The organism is Gimesia sp. (genome assembly GCF_048260065.1).
Lineage (GTDB): Bacteria > Planctomycetota > Planctomycetia > Planctomycetales > Planctomycetaceae > Gimesia.
This window is the reverse complement of sequence record NZ_JBLXHC010000002.1, coordinates 139,162-155,574: the sequence shown is the minus strand read 5'-3', so window position 1 is coordinate 155,574 and position 16,413 is coordinate 139,162. Positions and strand designations below refer to the sequence as shown.

Annotated in this window: 9 protein-coding genes; 5 read left to right on the top strand and 4 right to left on the bottom strand. The window is 52.1% G+C overall.

Annotated features, from left to right (window positions below):
- Window positions 1-176 precede the first annotated feature (176 nt).
- Complete coding sequence (locus tag ACN0YN_RS03745) at window positions 177-1,640, bottom strand: DUF1501 domain-containing protein (protein ID WP_417383649.1); 1,464 nt, start codon at window positions 1,638-1,640, stop codon at window positions 177-179.
- A 42-nt stretch (window positions 1,641-1,682) separates the two neighbouring features.
- A complete protein-coding gene (locus tag ACN0YN_RS03740; RefSeq protein ID WP_417383648.1) occupies window positions 1,683-4,592 on the bottom strand; it encodes a PSD1 and planctomycete cytochrome C domain-containing protein in 2,910 nt (969 codons plus the stop codon).
- A 424-nt stretch (window positions 4,593-5,016) separates the two neighbouring features.
- On the opposite strand from ACN0YN_RS03740, the gene ACN0YN_RS03735 reads away from it, so the two are divergent.
- The 5 genes from ACN0YN_RS03735 (at window position 5,017) to ACN0YN_RS03715 (ending at window position 10,252) form a co-directional block, all read left to right on the top strand.
- Window positions 5,017-5,361 carry a 4a-hydroxytetrahydrobiopterin dehydratase gene (locus ACN0YN_RS03735; protein ID WP_417383647.1) on the top strand — a complete coding sequence of 115 codons (345 nt, stop codon included), beginning with the start codon at window positions 5,017-5,019 and terminating at the stop codon, window positions 5,359-5,361.
- Between the two features lie 68 nt (window positions 5,362-5,429).
- Window positions 5,430-6,842, top strand: a complete 1,413-nt coding sequence (locus ACN0YN_RS03730) for a DUF6513 domain-containing protein (RefSeq protein ID WP_417383646.1) — start codon at window positions 5,430-5,432, stop codon at window positions 6,840-6,842.
- A 98-nt stretch (window positions 6,843-6,940) separates the two neighbouring features.
- Window positions 6,941-8,443, top strand: a complete 1,503-nt coding sequence (pabB, locus tag ACN0YN_RS03725; protein ID WP_417383645.1) for an aminodeoxychorismate synthase component I — start codon at window positions 6,941-6,943, stop codon at window positions 8,441-8,443.
- A 5-nt stretch (window positions 8,444-8,448) separates the two neighbouring features.
- Entirely contained in the window at window positions 8,449-9,051 is a 603-nt protein-coding gene (locus ACN0YN_RS03720; protein ID WP_417383644.1) for an anthranilate synthase component II, read from the top strand.
- 247 nt (window positions 9,052-9,298) lie between these two features.
- The gene (locus ACN0YN_RS03715; RefSeq protein ID WP_417383643.1) at window positions 9,299-10,252 is read left to right on the top strand and encodes a thioredoxin family protein; all 954 of its coding nucleotides are present in this window, start codon (window positions 9,299-9,301) and stop codon (window positions 10,250-10,252) included.
- 9 nt (window positions 10,253-10,261) lie between these two features.
- Here the strand turns inward: ACN0YN_RS03715 and ACN0YN_RS03710 are convergent, their stop codons facing one another.
- Both ACN0YN_RS03710 and ACN0YN_RS03705 read right to left on the bottom strand, forming a co-directional pair.
- Window positions 10,262-14,710, bottom strand: a complete 4,449-nt coding sequence (locus ACN0YN_RS03710; protein WP_417383642.1) for an amidohydrolase family protein — start codon at window positions 14,708-14,710, stop codon at window positions 10,262-10,264.
- A gap of 155 nt (window positions 14,711-14,865) precedes the next feature.
- On the bottom strand, window positions 14,866-16,356 hold the full coding sequence (locus ACN0YN_RS03705; protein WP_417384118.1) for a sulfatase: 1,491 nt from the start codon (window positions 16,354-16,356) through the stop codon (window positions 14,866-14,868).
- Between the last annotated feature and the right edge of the window lie 57 nt (window positions 16,357-16,413).

Below are 16,413 nucleotides of genomic sequence, written 5' to 3'. Positions count from 1 at the left end.
AACTGCATATGAGGGATGCCACCCCAATCCCCCATTCTGAACGGCATGAACAATCCTTCCCTATTTTCCTGATAAGGTCAAGGACCTATACAACATAAACCGTGTAAAGCAGGGGATTTATTTGTTCACGCTCAACAAATCGGTTGTAGCACGCATAATCCTGAACAGAGTTGGCATCAGGCAATCAGATCTTCAACCACCTTGCCATGAACGTCTGTCAACCTAAAGTCCCGACCCGAGAAACGGTAGGTCAACTGTTCGTGATCGAAACCCAGCAGTTTGAGCACGGTCGCATGCAGATCATGCACGTGAACCTTATTTTCCACCGCTGCAAAACCGAATTCATCCGTGGCACCATAAGCCTGTCCTCCTTTGACACCACCACCAGCCAGCCAGACGGTAAAACCATGGTTATTATGATCGCGACCATTCATTTTACCGGCATTCGCGCCGGGGGTTGGCAGTTCCACAACAGGGGTCCGTCCAAATTCGCCGCCACACATCACAATCGTGTCCTGCAGCAGCCCGCGTTGCTTCAGATCCTTCAGCAGAGCAGCAATCGCCTGCGAACAGTCTCCGGCTAAACGACGATGATTCTTTTCGATTTCGTCGTGGTTATCCCAGGGCTGACCGGCACCGTGCCAGAGTTGCACGTAACGCACGCCGCGCTCCACCAGTCGGCGGGCAATCATCATCTGGCGGGCATGTACCCCCGTGCCATACATTTCGTGAATGTGTTTCGGTTCGTTATTCACATCAAACACATCCGAAGCCTGCATCTGCATGCGGTAAGCGAGTTCAAACGACTGAATCCGCGATTCCAGCGCGGATTCCTGAGACCGCACCGCCTGATGACGACGATTCAACGCCTGCAACAGATCCAGCTGACGACGCTGTTCGGGCAAAGCCAGCTCTTTATTTTTGATATTCGAAATCAACTTTTCGATATCAGTATGTTTCGTATCAATATGAGTTCCCTGGTAAGCTCCGGGCAAAAAGGCAGAGCGCCAGTTGGCCGATTCGGTAATCGGATATCCGCCGGGACACATTACAACAAAGCCGGGCAGGTTCTGGTTCTCTGTCCCCAGACCATAAGTCACCCAGGCCCCCATACTCGGGCGGGGCTGAATCAGGTCGCCACAGTTCATCATCATTAATGAAGGTTCATGGTTAGGCACGTTGGTATACATGGATCGCACGAAGGCAATGTCATCCACGCATTCCCCCAGATGGGAAAACAGCTCGCTGACTTCCAGACCACTTTCACCATACTTTTTGAATTTGAAAGGCGAGGGGAGGGAAGCACCGGTTTTGCGCTCCGTCCGCAGGTTTTCCATCGGTAATTTTTTGCCGGCATATTTCGCCAATGCAGGCTTGGGATCAAAGGTATCAACCTGTGAAGCCCCGCCGTTCAGGAAGATATGAATCACATGTTTGGCTTTACCCGGAAAATGGGCTCTCTTCGGTGCCATCGGCGAAGTCGGACTGCCAGCAGAGGCCCCTTGAGCCTGATTCAGCATGCCTTCGGATGCCATCAGGGAAGCCAGTCCGAGAGAACCCAGGCCGGTCCCGCAACGCTGCAGCATCTGCCGCCGGGTCAGAATCGGATCACAATTAAAATGAGGGATTTGATCAGCCATAATGACAGGCTCCTGTAATATTAAAATTTTGCAGCTGTATGATTAATCAACAAACATGAACTCGTTGGAAGTGCACAGCACCTGAGCGTACTTCTCCCAGCCGGTCATGCGTATTGGAGTTTCAATCTGGTCGTGGTGATGTGCGAGGAACTGAGTGCCCAGTTCCAGCTCTTCCGCGGCAGGCTTTCTTAATAAAACCCGCTGATAGAGCTTCGTGATCGCAGCATCAACGCTTTGCTCTTTCGCAACTTTTTCCAGATCCAGATCTTTGACCAGTAACCGTGACTGTTCAATTAACAGCGGACTGTTCATGGCAAACAGAGCCTGCTGAGGCACTGTCGTATAAGGCCGCTGAGCGGTACTAGATTCGACATTCGCAAAGTCGAACGTCCGGAAAACGTTGGGAAGATTGTTGCGGTCCACAAAACTGTAGACAGTCCGCTTGGGTTCGGTCGGCATCTGATCAATCAGGAAGCCTCTGCCTTCAGATTCCTCACTCAGTTGTCCTGAAACGGACAACAGGGAATCACGCATCGATTCAAAATCGAGTCGAGCCGGTGACCGTTTCCAGAGCAGACGGTTATCGGAATCAATCAGCTGCGCCTCTTTGCTTTCCTGTGAGCCCTGCTGGTAGGTCGCTGACAGCATGATCATCTTATGCAGAGATTTCACCGACCAGCCTTCTTCCATGAAACGGGATGCCAGGTAGTCCAGCAGTTCGGGATGAGAAGGGGTCTCGCTGCGAACACCGAAATCACTGGGAGTATTCACGAGCCCTTCGCCGAAATGATGCATCCAGACCCGGTTCACAAAGACGCGCGCGGTCAATGGATTCTCTTTTGATGCGATCGCTTGCGCCAGTTCCAGACGACCGCTCCCTTTTTCAAACGGTTTGCGATCTTCACCAGCCAGAATCCGGAAGAACTGTCTTGGTGCCTGATCACCGCGACGCCCTGGATTTCCTCTCAAGTGAACATGACTTGTGACCGGTTTATCTTTGTCTAACATCACCATTGCCCGTGGCGGGGCACCCGGTGATGTCACATCCAGAGTCTCCAGCTGTTTTTCCAGCGCGCGGATTTTATTCCTTTGTGACCGGTTAAACATCGACGCTGCCTCACCATCGTTACAGGCAGCAGGGCAATCGGCGTCATACAGGATCTTCCGCAATTCTTCTGCAGCAGGATCTTCCAGTTTTTCGGGCAGAGGTTTCTTGGCTTTGTCTGCTGCTGCGAGTTCCTTCAGCCAGGCCTGTTCGACTTCCTTGAAAGCAGTTCCATAAGCACGGCAGACATCGTAGATGTTCTCCGGCGGATTATTTTTCAACGCATGCACGACCAGACGGTTTACCCGTTTGTCGGCCTGTGTTTCCGCTTCCTGCTGCGACAGCTTCTGAACGATTTCCGCAGCACGCGCGGGAAATTCTTCTGGCTTCACTTTCAACGCGACGAACTGATTCCAGGGTGACAGAACGGCATGCTGTGATTTCGCATTCCGTGCCAGATAAGAACGCCAGAGGTCAACATAACGTCGATGAGGGGCTTCCTTACTTTCGTACTGAGGCTTCAGGTCGCCTGGAGCCAGTTTCTGTTTTTCAGCGACTGCCTGCAGCACATCACCTACGGTCAGACGGGCGTTTGCTCTCAGCTTATCCGCTTCGCCATGAATGTAGTCATCGACGTTTTTCTGCCGTTTTGCCCGTTCCGTCTGATAAGCCTTGTACGCTTTCTCTGACTTCGGTTTCCCAATTAAAGGCAGATCTTTCTCTTCCGGTTCATAACTGCTGATGAACACGCTATACAGCCCGTAATAGTCTTTGGTGGGAACGGGATCAAATTTGTGATCGTGGCAGCGGGCACACGACGCCGTCAGTCCGAGCAGACCGCGCGAAACAAGGTCAATCCGGTCGTCAGTAATATCATGAATATTACCCCGATAGCGACGACCGACGGTCAGAAAGCCCAAAGCAGCCAGCGAACGGTCATCCCCCTTGCGATCCAGTTGATCAGCTGCCAGCTGCTCCAGAATGAACCGGTCAAACGGTAAATCTTCATTGAATGCACGAATCACATAATCGCGATAAGTGTAGGAATACGGGTAGCGGCGTTCCGAAGTAAACACATAACCCTTAGTGTCCGCATAGCGGGCTACATCCAGCCAGTGCCGTCCCCAGCGTTCGCCATAATGCGGAGAAGCCAGCAGACGATCAATCAGCTTCTCGTAAGCATTCGGCGATTGATCGTTCACGAATGCTTCGACTTCCTCATAAGTGGGAGGCAGGCCGATCAGATCGACGGTGGCACGACGAATCAGTTTGCGACGATCAACGGCAGGCGACAGATTGAGGCCTTTCTCTTCCAGACGTTGAATCACGAAATGATCGACCGGTGAGGAGACCCGCTGCGAATCTTTCACTTCAGGCAGTTGTGGTTTTGTCACAGGCTGAAAGGACCAGTGGCTTTCCGCCAGCGTTTCATAATCATAAGCACCATTGGTCGGAGCCAGTTTGGCATCCTTCTCAGAAAAAGGCCAGGGCGTTCCCATCTTCACCCAGCGCGTCAACGCTGCGATTTCATTGTCCGGCATTTTTTTCTCAGGAGGCATCTGGCTGTCATCGTCGTGATACTGGATGACCTGAATGATGCGGCTCTTCAGAGGGTCTCCCGGCACAACTGCTGCGCCGGTATCACTCCCTTTCATCATCCACGCGTGAGAGTCGAGACGCAGACTCGCTTCCTGCTTTTTCGATCCATGACAGGCATGACAGCGTTTCACCAGAACCGGACGAATTTCTTTTTCGAAAAACTCAATCTGCTCGGCTGGAATTTTATTGGCAGCAACACTCAAGCCGGGTGCTGACAACGCAGAAAAAACAAAAACGGTCAACCAGCAGATGCCTGATGACAGGCCGGGTTTTGATGATGGATGAAACAGAATCCAAAGCCGCTTCATTTTCAACTCTTTCTCAGTTAAACCGTGGTGGGAAAATATTGGGAGGGAAGGAGAAAGTCTGATTCGAGCCGACAATCTCCTCTGTCTCTATTCTACTCTGCCAGAGACGCAAAGTGTAGTCTGTTTTTTGCACTTAAACCTTGTGAAGCTTAGGTTTAGTTCGATTTTGTTTCACCCGTATTCTTAACATTGTTGTGTAAATCCGGACTTGAGCCCCATTTAATTCACAACCGAAATGCAGTACAGTAGACACCAAGCAGTCCTGTTTTCCGGGATAACTGCATGTAATGACTGAGCTTGCCCGATTGAAGAAAGCCCGGTTGCTGCATTGGCCTTCGAAAACAGGATATTAATCATATCGGCCGAATCACCAACTGGTTTGACCGAATCGTCATCCGACAGGATTAGCAAAGAAGGGGGAATCATGACTGAAGATCAAGCTCTCACCGAAGACGAAATCCAGGAATTCCTGAACACTTACTCCCACTGGGAACTCCGCGATGGCTGGATTCGCAGAAAATATGGCACGCCCGGCTGGTCGCATACACTGATGCTGGTTAATACGATCGGTTACCTGGCAGAAGCCGGCAATCATCATCCGGATCTGAGCGTTGGCTATGCAGCGGTCACAGTGAAACTTCAGACCCACAAAGTGCACGCCATCACCGGGAAAGACATCAGCCTCGCCAGAAAAATTGAAGAAACCGTACTCTGGCAGCCGGAAGACGATTCCGCACTGGACGGATTTCCGAAAAAATGGGTCCACTGATTGAAATCAAATCCATCGAGTTTGATTGACCAGAGAGAACAGGATGCAGCTTTGAAGAAAGATCAACGATGAAACAGGAACGCATCCTGTTCGTAACCGGCAGGCTGGCTGAATTTTCATTACGAGGCGTGTTAGACAAACTGGCGCCCCAGGTCGGTTTTGAGTTTGAAGTCGTCGTCTTGAATGTCCAGGTCGCCGCCCTGATGCATGTCCCCTTGATCCTGCGCAGGCTCACCGTTCCCGCAGACATCGACTGGGTCATGCTGCCCGGGCTCTGCAAAGGGGACCTGCAGACGCTGACCGATCATTTCGGAATCCCCTTCAAACGGGGTCCGAAAGATCATTTCGACCTCCCTGAATTTTTCGGACAGGCCAATCGTCCGCCTAAAGATCTCTCCCGATATGACATCGAAATTCTGGCAGAAATCAATCATGCCCCGTTTCTGACAGACGAGGAAATTCTGCGTCAGGCAGACCACTATCGCAAAAATGGTGCAGACCTGATCGACGTCGGCTGTGTTCCCGGAGAAAGCTGGGCCCGTACGGGTGAGATCGTAAAAATGCTCGTCGAGACAGGTCATCGCATTTCGATCGACAGTTTCGAGCGCTCCGAAGTGGAAGCAGCTGTCGCCAATGGTGCGGAACTGATACTGAGCTGTAACCACACGAATCTCGACTGGGTTTCCAGACTGGGCGTGGAAGTTGTTGCCATCCCGGATGTCCCCAGCGATTTTGAGTCTCTGCACGCCATCGTGGAAGAACTCACGAAACAGAGGACCCCTTTTCGCATTGATCCCATTCTCGAACCAATCGGCTACGGCTTTGCTGCATCGCTGGAACGCTATTACCGGGCCCGCAGGGAATTTCCGGATATAGAAATCATGATGGGGATCGGCAATCTGACCGAACTGACGGAAGTCGATACCGCCGGCATGAACGTGCTGCTGGCTGCGCTCTGCCAGGAACTGAAAATCCAGAGTGTGCTGGCAACCGAAGTCATTAACTGGGCGCGGAGTGCCATCGGCGAATTCAATCACGCCCGGCGCCTGGTGAAATATGCCATCGATAACCAGACGCTGCCGAAACACGTCGATTATCAACTGGTCATGTTACGTGACCCGAAACTCAAAGAACTCGGTTCAGAAGCTTTGGAAAATCTGGCGGCTCAGATCCGGGATCCCAACTATCGTATTTTCGCAGAAGAAAATGCCTTGCATGTCATGAACCGGGATGGCTACTGGAAAGGGACCGATCCCTTCGAACTCTTTGATCAGTTCCAGTCAGCCAACCCGAAAGATCTGGACGCATCGCATGCCTTTTATCTGGGCTACGAAATGTGTAAAGCGATGACGGCTCTCACCTTGGGTAAACAGTACCAGCAGGATCAGCCCTTAAACTGGGGGTTTTTGACGCAAGCCGAAATCAGCGCGCTCGACCGCCGTCGCGAGCAGGGCGAAGACCCCCAATGTGGACCTCGCTGATGATTCCTTCTCGATCCGGGTCCTGTTATACTGTGGTCACAATGACTTCGAAATGACGGTTGCTCGCAGCACGTTTTTTTAAATTATATAGATGTATCATGTCTGGAAAATTATCTCAGGATCTGACTCAAGAGCAGGGGAGCCCCATCGCGGAACAGCTCCCGCTTGTGGAAGAACTGATCCCCTGTCCGGACCTGGAACAACTGCTGCTTGAGTTTGCCGGAGAAGACAGCCTGCTGGTTCTGGACAGTGCCCGGCAGTCCTCTTCGCAGGGACGCTATTCATACTTAATGTGCCAGCCACTCACGCGGACACAGATTCAGACCGCCGAATTGGGAACCGATCCCTTTCAGCTCATGCGCGAAGTCCAGGCACGCCAGCGGGTCGAATCGGTTCCGGGACTCCCTCCGTTTCAGGGCGGGTTTGCCGGATTGCTCTCTTATGAGCTGGGGCGCTGCTGGGAAGATTTTCCCCGCGCACCAGAGGATGAATTCCAGCTCCCCGATTTTGCCGTCGGCTTTTACGACTGGGCCATCGCCTGGGATCATCATCAACATCGCGCCTGGCTGATCGTCCAGGGCTTTGATGAGAGTCTGAATTCACAAAGTTACGAACGGGCTGCCCAACGCTGCCAGTCTGTCAAAGCACGCATCGATACCGTTCTCTTTGATCGGAGCAACCGCATCGAGCAGTTGCCACAGTTAAGCACGGAAGATCCGCTTACTCTGGAAGCACTTTCCTCTGCCTTTCCGCTGGAAGAGTATCCCCATATTTTCAGCAATTTCAGTAAAGCAGAGTTTCAGAACCGTGTAGCAGATATTATTGAATACATTTACGCGGGTGATATTTTTCAGGCGAATTTTTCTCATCGCCTCCTCAGCCAGACAACCACGCACCCCGTGGAACTCTATCTGAATTTACGCTCCAAAAACCCCGCTCCGTTTGCCGGCTACTTCGGCTGGGATGACTGGGCAGTCCTCAGTGCCTCGCCCGAGCGTTTTCTGAACGTCTCTGACAATGAAGTCGAAACGCGTCCCATCAAAGGGACCCGACGCCGAAAGTATGTACCCGAGGCTGATCTGCTCACGCGTGATGAATTGCGGGAAAGTGAAAAAGATCAGGCCGAAAATGTGATGATCGTGGATCTGCTCCGCAACGATCTGTCGCGTGTCTGTCTGCCCGGCAGCATCCGCGTGCCCCAACTCTGTTCCGTCGAAACGTATGAAACGGTGCAGCATCTGGTATCAGAAGTCCGTGGTGAGCTCAAGCCTGATCAGACAGTCTGGGATCTACTCGCAGCGTCGTTTCCCGGCGGTTCGATAACCGGTGCCCCCAAGGTCCGATCGATGGAAATCATCGCGGAACTCGAACCGACTGTGCGCGGCCCGTATTGCGGCTGCCTGTTTTACGCTGGTCTGAACGGAGAATTTGACAGCAACATTCTGATTCGAACGTTCACCGTCCGTAAAGGCTGGATTCAATTCCCGGTCGGAGGCGGCATCGTTGCCCAGAGTCAGCCCCGACTGGAATACGAAGAAACCCTGCACAAGGCGGCGGGAATGATTGCCGCACTTCTCAATGAAACAGCTGCTTCAGAATAAATTTGATGATCCTGATTATTGATAACTACGACAGCTTCGTGTTTAACCTGGCCCGCTATTTTGCAGAGCTGGGTCAGCAAACGCACGTCGTCCGAAATGATCTGATCACTCTTGCGCAGGCGGCCGAACTGAAGCCGTCTGCTCTGGTGATCTCACCGGGTCCCTGTACTCCGGAAGAGGCCGGTCTCAGCCAGGAACTGATCCGCCACTTCACCGGACAGATCCCCATCCTCGGCGTCTGTCTGGGCCATCAGGCGATTGCCGCCAGCCTGGGGGGGAAAATCATTCGCGCCCCACAACCCGTGCACGGCCAGACCTCTCTGATCTATCATCAAAATTCACGCCTGTTATCCAGTCTGCCTGATCCGTTTCCCGCTACCCGATATCACTCGCTGATCATCGATGAAGCCACCCTGCCAGCCGAACTGCAGATTACAGCTCGTACAGAGGAGGGCATACCAATGGCAATTGAACATCAGAGTGCCCCTTTATTCGGTGTACAGTTTCACCCGGAATCGATCCTCACCAAATGTGGCCTGCAACTGCTGGAAAACTTTCTCTCGTTCCTTCCAGACACGACACTTCAAACACAAGACACGCATCGCTGAGTTTTCCTGGTCCGGTTAGTTAAGCTGGTTTAAGTTTGCATTTTGCCTTCCGGGTGAATCCGTTACGACCCTGCCTTTTTTTCATTTCCTGTCTGCACGTTTCCAATCGAGTGCAATACTTCAAAACAACCTCCCCTCAGCCAACCGATAACAACGAAGATATCAGAGAATTAGATTCTCTGATGTCGCTTTTTTATTGAACGCGAGCTCGTTCATATATCGAAGAAGATTTGCGGGGAAACTATTCATGCGATTCACCAACAGAAACGTGAAATATCAATTTGTATCAATCGTAACAGTTGCGTTCACTCTGCTTACGATATCGATCAGCTCTTCGTTTGCTGGTGAATGGCTGCATGATTTTCAGGCTGCGCAAAAACTCGCGCAGGATAAAGACATGCCGCTGCTCCTGCATTTCCATGCTTCCTGGTGTGGCCCCTGCCATCAGATGGAACGGACCGTCTTAAGTACGCAAACAATAAAAAGAGTGCTTGGCAAACGCATCATCGGCGTCAAGATCGACAGTGATCAATATCCACAACTGGTTGATCGTTTTAACGTCCGATCGCTGCCCAGCGATATTCTGCTGACCCCCACAGGAACCATCATTACGCGTACCGATGGCATGCAGCAGCAAAATACCTATTTAAGTTTTCTGGGGCGTGGAGCATCGCGTTATGAAAATGACCGCAGAGTCTATCTTGCCCAAAAAAGCAAACAGGAACTGATGGTACGTCTGCAGCAGGAAAAAGACGCCGCTGAAGCGGAAGCCGTTGAAACCGAAGTACAGGAAGAAACAACAGAAAAAACGTACGTCGCAAGCGAGCCCGCCAGAATCGGTCTGGAAGGGTACAGCCCGATCGCCTTGACCCGGGACCGTAAATGGAAGAAGGGGAAAGAAGAGTTCAGCTGGCCTTACCAGGGAATCACCTATCTGCTCTCGACCAAAACAGAACTTGAAATCTTCAAGATCGATCCCGGACGTTATGCTCCCCAGTTGCTGGGCTGCGATCCTGTGATCCTGAATAAGCAGGACCGCGCCATTCCCGGCGATACCAAATACGGGGCCTACTATGATCACAACCTGTACCTGTTCGTGGACCTGGAATCACGCGAAGAATTCAAAAAGAATCCGGATCGTTTCAGCCGCACAATGCACGTTCTGAAAATCGAACAGGTCGAAGGCAGCGTCGTCCGCTAAACGAATCTGTTATTTGGTATTCGCAGGTTTCTTCGCCGGTGCTGTTTTCTGAGTTTCCAGTGGAATCGGCGTTGGCATAGGGTCGCCCTGAGACTTCTTCAGCTTCTGCAAACGCCCCCGATACCGTTCATACAGTCGCGTCTGCTTGCTTTCCGGTGGTAGTAATTTTCCGCCGACACAGACCGCTTTGATATGCGAGGTATGCTGTAACGGAGAACCATCGGCGATAACCAGATTCGCCAGCTTACCCGCCGTCAGAGATCCAACCTGATTGTCAATTCCCAGAATTTCCGCAGCCGAAAGGGTAACTGATCGTAACGCAGCCTGTTCGGGCAGACCATAAGCTACTGCCATCGCCGCTTCAAAGGGTGTATTCCGGGAATTCCAGGCACTGTGAGAACGAATGCAGAATGAGACTCCGGCATCATACAGGTGCCCCGGATTCGCATACGGTGCATCAAACGGATCATAGTCGTCCTGTGGCTTCTGCATCACCGGCCCGATGATCACCGGAACTTTTCGCGATTTTAATTCCTGCGCCAGTTTCCAGGCATCTGCGCCCCCTGTAATCACAATTTTCAGTTTTTCCTCTTCCGCAAAGAGCAGGGCACCCGCAATCGCTTCGCGAGAATTCGCTTCGATAAAGACCGGCTTCTTCTGCTTCAGGTAAGGAATCAACGCTTCATACCGCGGGTCGGTTACCGGCTCGCGTGTCCCTTTTTCTTTCGTCTGCTGTTTCAGTTTCTGATACAGGCGTGCCTGCTTCAGAAAGTCTTTCAATTCATCCTGGCGTTCCTGTTTCGTACTCCAGTCGATCTGCAAACCCGCTTCCAGTTCCATCACCATTTCGGGTGCCGTCCAACCCGCTGTCTGAACGAGGGAAGACTGACCGGAAATCAGACCGGACTGCGGACTGACCAGCACGGTGGTGATCCCCCCCGCACGGGCGACAGGAAACAGTTCGGAATCGGGATTGATGGCTACCCCCGTCCGCAGATCAGGCTGCAGATCACCACTTTCCTCATAATCGCGTGTTTCGCGTACCTTATCGATTTCGGTCAAACCCAGCGTCGAACCGGAATCGATCATCCCCGGGAAAATATGCAAGCCTGCTGCATCAATTACGGTCATCTCTACAGGCAGTGTTTTTGCAGGCCCTGCATAAGTGATTTTTCTGTCCTTAACGATGATCGTCCCATTGGCGATGTCCCCTCGATCGACCGGATGCAGTGTGGCACCGGTAATCGCATACTCGGTCACTTCTGCTGCCGGTAAGTCCAGCTTTTGATCCGACTGCGCGGTAATCGAAACCTGAGGCGTCGCAGAACGTCGTTCCGCTGTTTCCGTCATCGCTGTGGGCTGCTGCTTCCGATCAAAGTAGACTTCCCCCTCAATAATCGTCAGCTCACACCGCGAGTAAGCATTCAGAGGATGACCGCTGAATACAGCGAAGTCACCATCCTTACCGATCTCAATCGAACCGATCTGCTGATCGAGCCCGAGTTCCTTCGCGGGATTGATTGTGATGGTGCGCAATGCATCATTAAACGACATGTTTCCATAGCGAACCGTCTTGGCGGCTTCCAGATACAGGTGCCGGATCAATTCCCAGTCATCACTTTTAATCACGGTATTAATGCCTGCTTCATTCAGCAGTGCCGCGTTATAGGGAACCGCATCGAAAGCCTCGATTTTATACGCCCACCAGTCCGAAAACGTACTGCAACTCGCACCATGCGCCAGAATTTCGGGAGCGATCTTGTAACCTTCCAGAACATGCTGCAGCGACCAGACGCGAATGCCCATGTTCGAAGCCACGCGCAACAGCATCAGAATTTCATCGGCACGGTAGCAGTGCGAATGGATAAACTTTTCATGATTGACAATGTCCGCCAGTGCTTCCAGGCGCAGATCCCGTCGAGGCGGCAGGTGTTTTGCATCCGGTTCTTTTTTCTGTAACTTCTCATACTCCTGCCACTGGCGACGATAATCGATGGCCTCCAGAAACGCTCGCTGCAGCGTCGCTTCGACCCCCATACGGGTATTAGGAAAACGCGAAGTACGATATTTGACGTTTTCCCCCAATGCAAATTTCACCCCCTGAGGTGCATCATGCAGAATATGCTCCCGGACTGATTTGCCGTGTTTGAGTTTCACGACCGCATCCTGGCCACCAATCACATTCGCCGAACCATGAAACAGACGAGCGGCAGTCACTCCCCCCGCTAACGCCCGGTATTCAGATGGATCAGCGGTATTTACGACATCGCGAACGCGAACCTCAGGCACGATCGACTGGGAATACTCGTTGATCCCCTCGGTAATCATGATATGACTGTGCGTATCAATGATGCCGGGCATCACATACAGACCGGTCACATCGATCACTGTCGTCTGCTCAGGTGCTTTCAGATCCTCGCCTATCGCAGCGATTTTTCCATTTTTCACCAGGACTGATGTCTGAGGCATCGTCTCTCCAGTGACGGTAATCACAGTCCCGTTTTTCAATAACAGGTTCCCGCCAGTCGCAGCAGCCTGGCTGATCCGGTCGGCCTTCAGTTCCGTGTTGAACTGATGCAGGTTCGGTCGGCTTTCGTTTTTCAAAACCGGTTTTTCAGCGACCAGAATCTCATTGTCAGACTCGCCCAGCAGATCATCGCCGTCGTCCATTCCCTCCAGGGAGAGTTGAATCGGATTCGCTGAAACCGGAGATTCCTGCTTTACTTTTCGAACCGCCGACCATTGTGTTTCCGTCCCGAAAGCCGACTTCAGTTTACCGGATAATTTGTCCGGCTTTAATTCTTTCCCCAGTTCCCCTTTAAACTGCAATTCAATTGAATGCTCGCCCGCCCCGATTGCGACGGTAAACTCAAACTGCGATTTTTCAATTTTCCCCGCTGTGACTTTTCCATCCCCTTTTTCGCTGGAAAACGTACCCCGTAATGACGTCTTCTCCTGTGCGAGCTGCAGTTGGCCAATCACTTTCCCCTGGGCCGACTGAATTTCCACACCCCATTCGCCGGCTAAATCGACGGTTGCAGGTTCCGGTTTGGGTTTAGCTCCGGATTCAGTCTTACCCTCTTTTTCTTCTTTCTTTTTCTCTTCAAAATCGAGTTTCAGACCATCAACGAACAGGTAACGCACTTTCGAATCTGCTTCATTCCACGGACCAGACATGACCGTCACATGCGCCAGTTTGCCTGTCTCGAGCGTTCCCAGTCGATTCTTCATCCCCAGTAACGCGGCAGCATCCTGCGTTAGAAAACGGAGTGCCTGATCTGCGGGAAGTCCTTCTTTTACCGCCACCCGCAGTTGAGGCAGCAGGTCTTCGACATGTTTTTTCATCGATTCTGAAGAAACAGCAATCGGTAATCCCGTTTCTGCCAGTTGACTGAGGCCCTGAATCTGTTCTTTCCAGAGACGCAACTTTTCCTGCTGCACACGCAGCGGATCAGAAAACTTCGTCGTCAGCTTTTTCTTATCATCCTGTTCTTTCACTTCCGGTTTCTCAGGGATATTCAGCCGAATTATTAATCCGCTCGATTCCTGCTTCAGACGATCCAGACACAGGTAGGCTTCTTCGCCTCCATAGATCACCGGCTTCAAATGGAACTCCGCACAGAAATCGAGTGTCCGTAAGATTTCATCGCGCGAGTCAGCCGAGAACACCGGAGTTTTCCTGCCATGCAGAACCTCTTTCAGCTCGGCATAAGCCGGGTCTGTCGGCGGACGTTTTACGAAAGCACTCTGTTCTCCATAGAGTTCCCAATGCTGCTCGTAATGTTGTGTATCCAGAAATGTCTGGCGCAAATGGGCCAGCGCGCCCATCAATGTTGTGGGATAGACATCCCCATGCGGCGCGTACAGGCGAAAGGCGCTCATCGTCGATTTGAGTAGTGTTGCTTCTCTGACCGGCAGTTCACTGGTCGAGAGCAGCGTTCCCTGACCACTGGCGATCTTTCCCCGGGGAAGCAGATGCAGTGTTGTGAAGCCGGCCTTCTGATATTGTTCGAAACTGTTCTTTTTGCGGATGACTGCATCATTCGCCAGAAATTCCGGGCTGAGGTAATTTCGATTATCCGGACGCGTCGCCGCCAGCGCATAGCGACCGAAGTCGACTTTTCGCTCACTTGGCTGCGGGGCTTTGACCTCTTTATTCAGCAACTCACTGGAACCGGCATCAACGAATCCCGGATAGATGACCAGTCCCGTACAGTCGATGGCCTCTGCATCAGCAGGAATTTTCAGATCCGTGCCCACCCCCTCAATCAATCCATCGCGAATCAGGACCGTCGCCTTCTCCAGAACGGTTCCCGGCTGAGTGACGACCCGGGCTCCCGTCAAAGCGAAGCAGGTCGGTTCAAAACCGACATTGCGAACAACCTCGGCTGAAGCGGATTGAGTCAGAACCTGCAGGCAGAACACAGACAACAGGCAAAAAATACGTAGATAAGGCATGGCTGTACCAGATCATTTTAATAAAAACAGGTAGGACAAATTGACTGCGGAGTTTCACTTTAACAGTCGCGCCGACGGTTGAGAATAGGGATTCAGGCAGGAATTCAATTTCCCGTCAATTGACCGGGCCCCAACAATCCTCAAAGAGCTACCTTTTATTTCGCTGTTTTTTTAAACAACGACTTTTCCCGGCTCTGTTCGTATTCGCTGGTATCCCAGACGGGGCCTTCTTTCTGAACAGCCGCATACTTTTGGACCAGTTTCAACCTGAGCGCATCCAGTCGCTCCTGCTCCTGCCAGGCCAGATTATGCTGCTCGCTGATATCGTCTTTCAGGTTATATAGCTCAAACTTCGTCAACTTCGCATTCTTGATGATTTCCTGTGAGACCGAGTTGACGTTCCCTCCCAGCGGGATGATGCCTTCCGGGCCACTCCAGTGCGCGACGATTTTCCAGTCCCCCTCGCGCATGGCCACACGCGGTGTGCTGTAAGCGCGATAGTAATTCCAGAACAGCGGCGTACTGCGATTGATCTCGTTCCCGGCGAACAGCGGTATCAGGCTGGTACCATCCAGGGGACGCTGATCGGGTACAGACACGCCAGCGATTTCACAAAACGTCGGCAGCAGATCGACACTGCAGACGGGGGTCGCAATCTCCTGACCCGCTTTAATTTTGCCCGGCCAGCGAACAATGCCCGGCACGCGAATTCCCCCTTCATAGATATGCAGTTTCATGCCCCGCAGCACACCCGGCGATCCCCAGGAACGACGTGAGCCTTTCCCATAACGATTGAGTGTTTCGGGACCGTTATCAGAGGTGAAGAACACCAGCGTATTGTCGGCGACTTGCATGTCATCCAGTTTCTTCAACAGTTTTCCCACCGCCTGATCCATATTGGCGACATTGGCAAAATACTGTGCCTGATCTTCATACAGGCTTTTATCGAGATACTTTTCGACCAGATCCGGAGGAGAAGCCACCCGCTCGTGTGGTTCATGAAAACAGACATGCAGAAAGAACGGCTTCTCTTTTTCGCGCCAGTCACTCAACCAGCGAATTCCTTCATCAGCGACGATCTGACAGGAAAACCCTTCGATCTCACCCAGCGGTTCTCCGTTTCTAACAAAGTTATTGGGATTCTCATGCGTGGGCAGGGCATTATTCTGAGTGCTGAACCAGTGACGAAAACCATGATCACCAGGTTGAGGCTGTTCTTTGGAATTGAACAGCCCATTGCAATGCCACTTACCCACGTGTGCAGTATCGTACCCCGCCTGCTGCAGCAGTTGCGCGACAGTGACTTCCTCCCGCTTGAGATGCATGGGGTGCCCTTCGGGAATCCAGTCATACACGCCCAGTCGATTAGGGGTCCGGCCCGTCAACAGCCCGGCTCGTGAAGGTGAGCAGACCGGGGCACTGGCATAACAGTCCGTCAGCCGCATCCCCTCGGAGGCCAGTTGATCCAGATGCGGGGTTTTAATCACAGGGTGACCATAGCAGGCCAGATCCCCATACCCCAGATCGTCACAGAGAATCACCAGAATATTCGGTTTCGCCGTCTGCTGTTTTTCGACAGCCTGCAATTCAGGCGATAAAAATAGAAACAGTGTCAGCAGCAAAGCGAGCGCACGATTGAGAGACATATCAAGTTCCAGATGAATATCAAAGTATTGTTGAACAGCAGACGGCCGATCCATTTT

Bases quoted from the DNA above. Each gene is read 5' to 3' on its own strand.
- ACN0YN_RS03710 (WP_417383642.1), bottom strand. From the start codon at position 14,710: ATGCCTTATCTACGTATTTTTTGCCTGTTGTCTGTGTTCTGCCTGCAG.
- ACN0YN_RS03745 (WP_417383649.1), bottom strand. From the start codon at position 1,640: ATGGCTGATCAAATCCCTCATTTTAATTGTGATCCGATTCTGACCCGG.
- ACN0YN_RS03715 (WP_417383643.1), top strand. From the start codon at position 9,299: ATGCGATTCACCAACAGAAACGTGAAATATCAATTTGTATCAATCGTA.
- ACN0YN_RS03705 (WP_417384118.1), bottom strand. From the start codon at position 16,356: ATGTCTCTCAATCGTGCGCTCGCTTTGCTGCTGACACTGTTTCTATTT.
- ACN0YN_RS03730 (WP_417383646.1), top strand. From the start codon at position 5,430: ATGAAACAGGAACGCATCCTGTTCGTAACCGGCAGGCTGGCTGAATTT.
- ACN0YN_RS03735 (WP_417383647.1), top strand. From the start codon at position 5,017: ATGACTGAAGATCAAGCTCTCACCGAAGACGAAATCCAGGAATTCCTG.
- pabB (WP_417383645.1), top strand. From the start codon at position 6,941: ATGTCTGGAAAATTATCTCAGGATCTGACTCAAGAGCAGGGGAGCCCC.
- ACN0YN_RS03740 (WP_417383648.1), bottom strand. From the start codon at position 4,592: ATGAAGCGGCTTTGGATTCTGTTTCATCCATCATCAAAACCCGGCCTG.
- ACN0YN_RS03720 (WP_417383644.1), top strand. From the start codon at position 8,449: ATGATCCTGATTATTGATAACTACGACAGCTTCGTGTTTAACCTGGCC.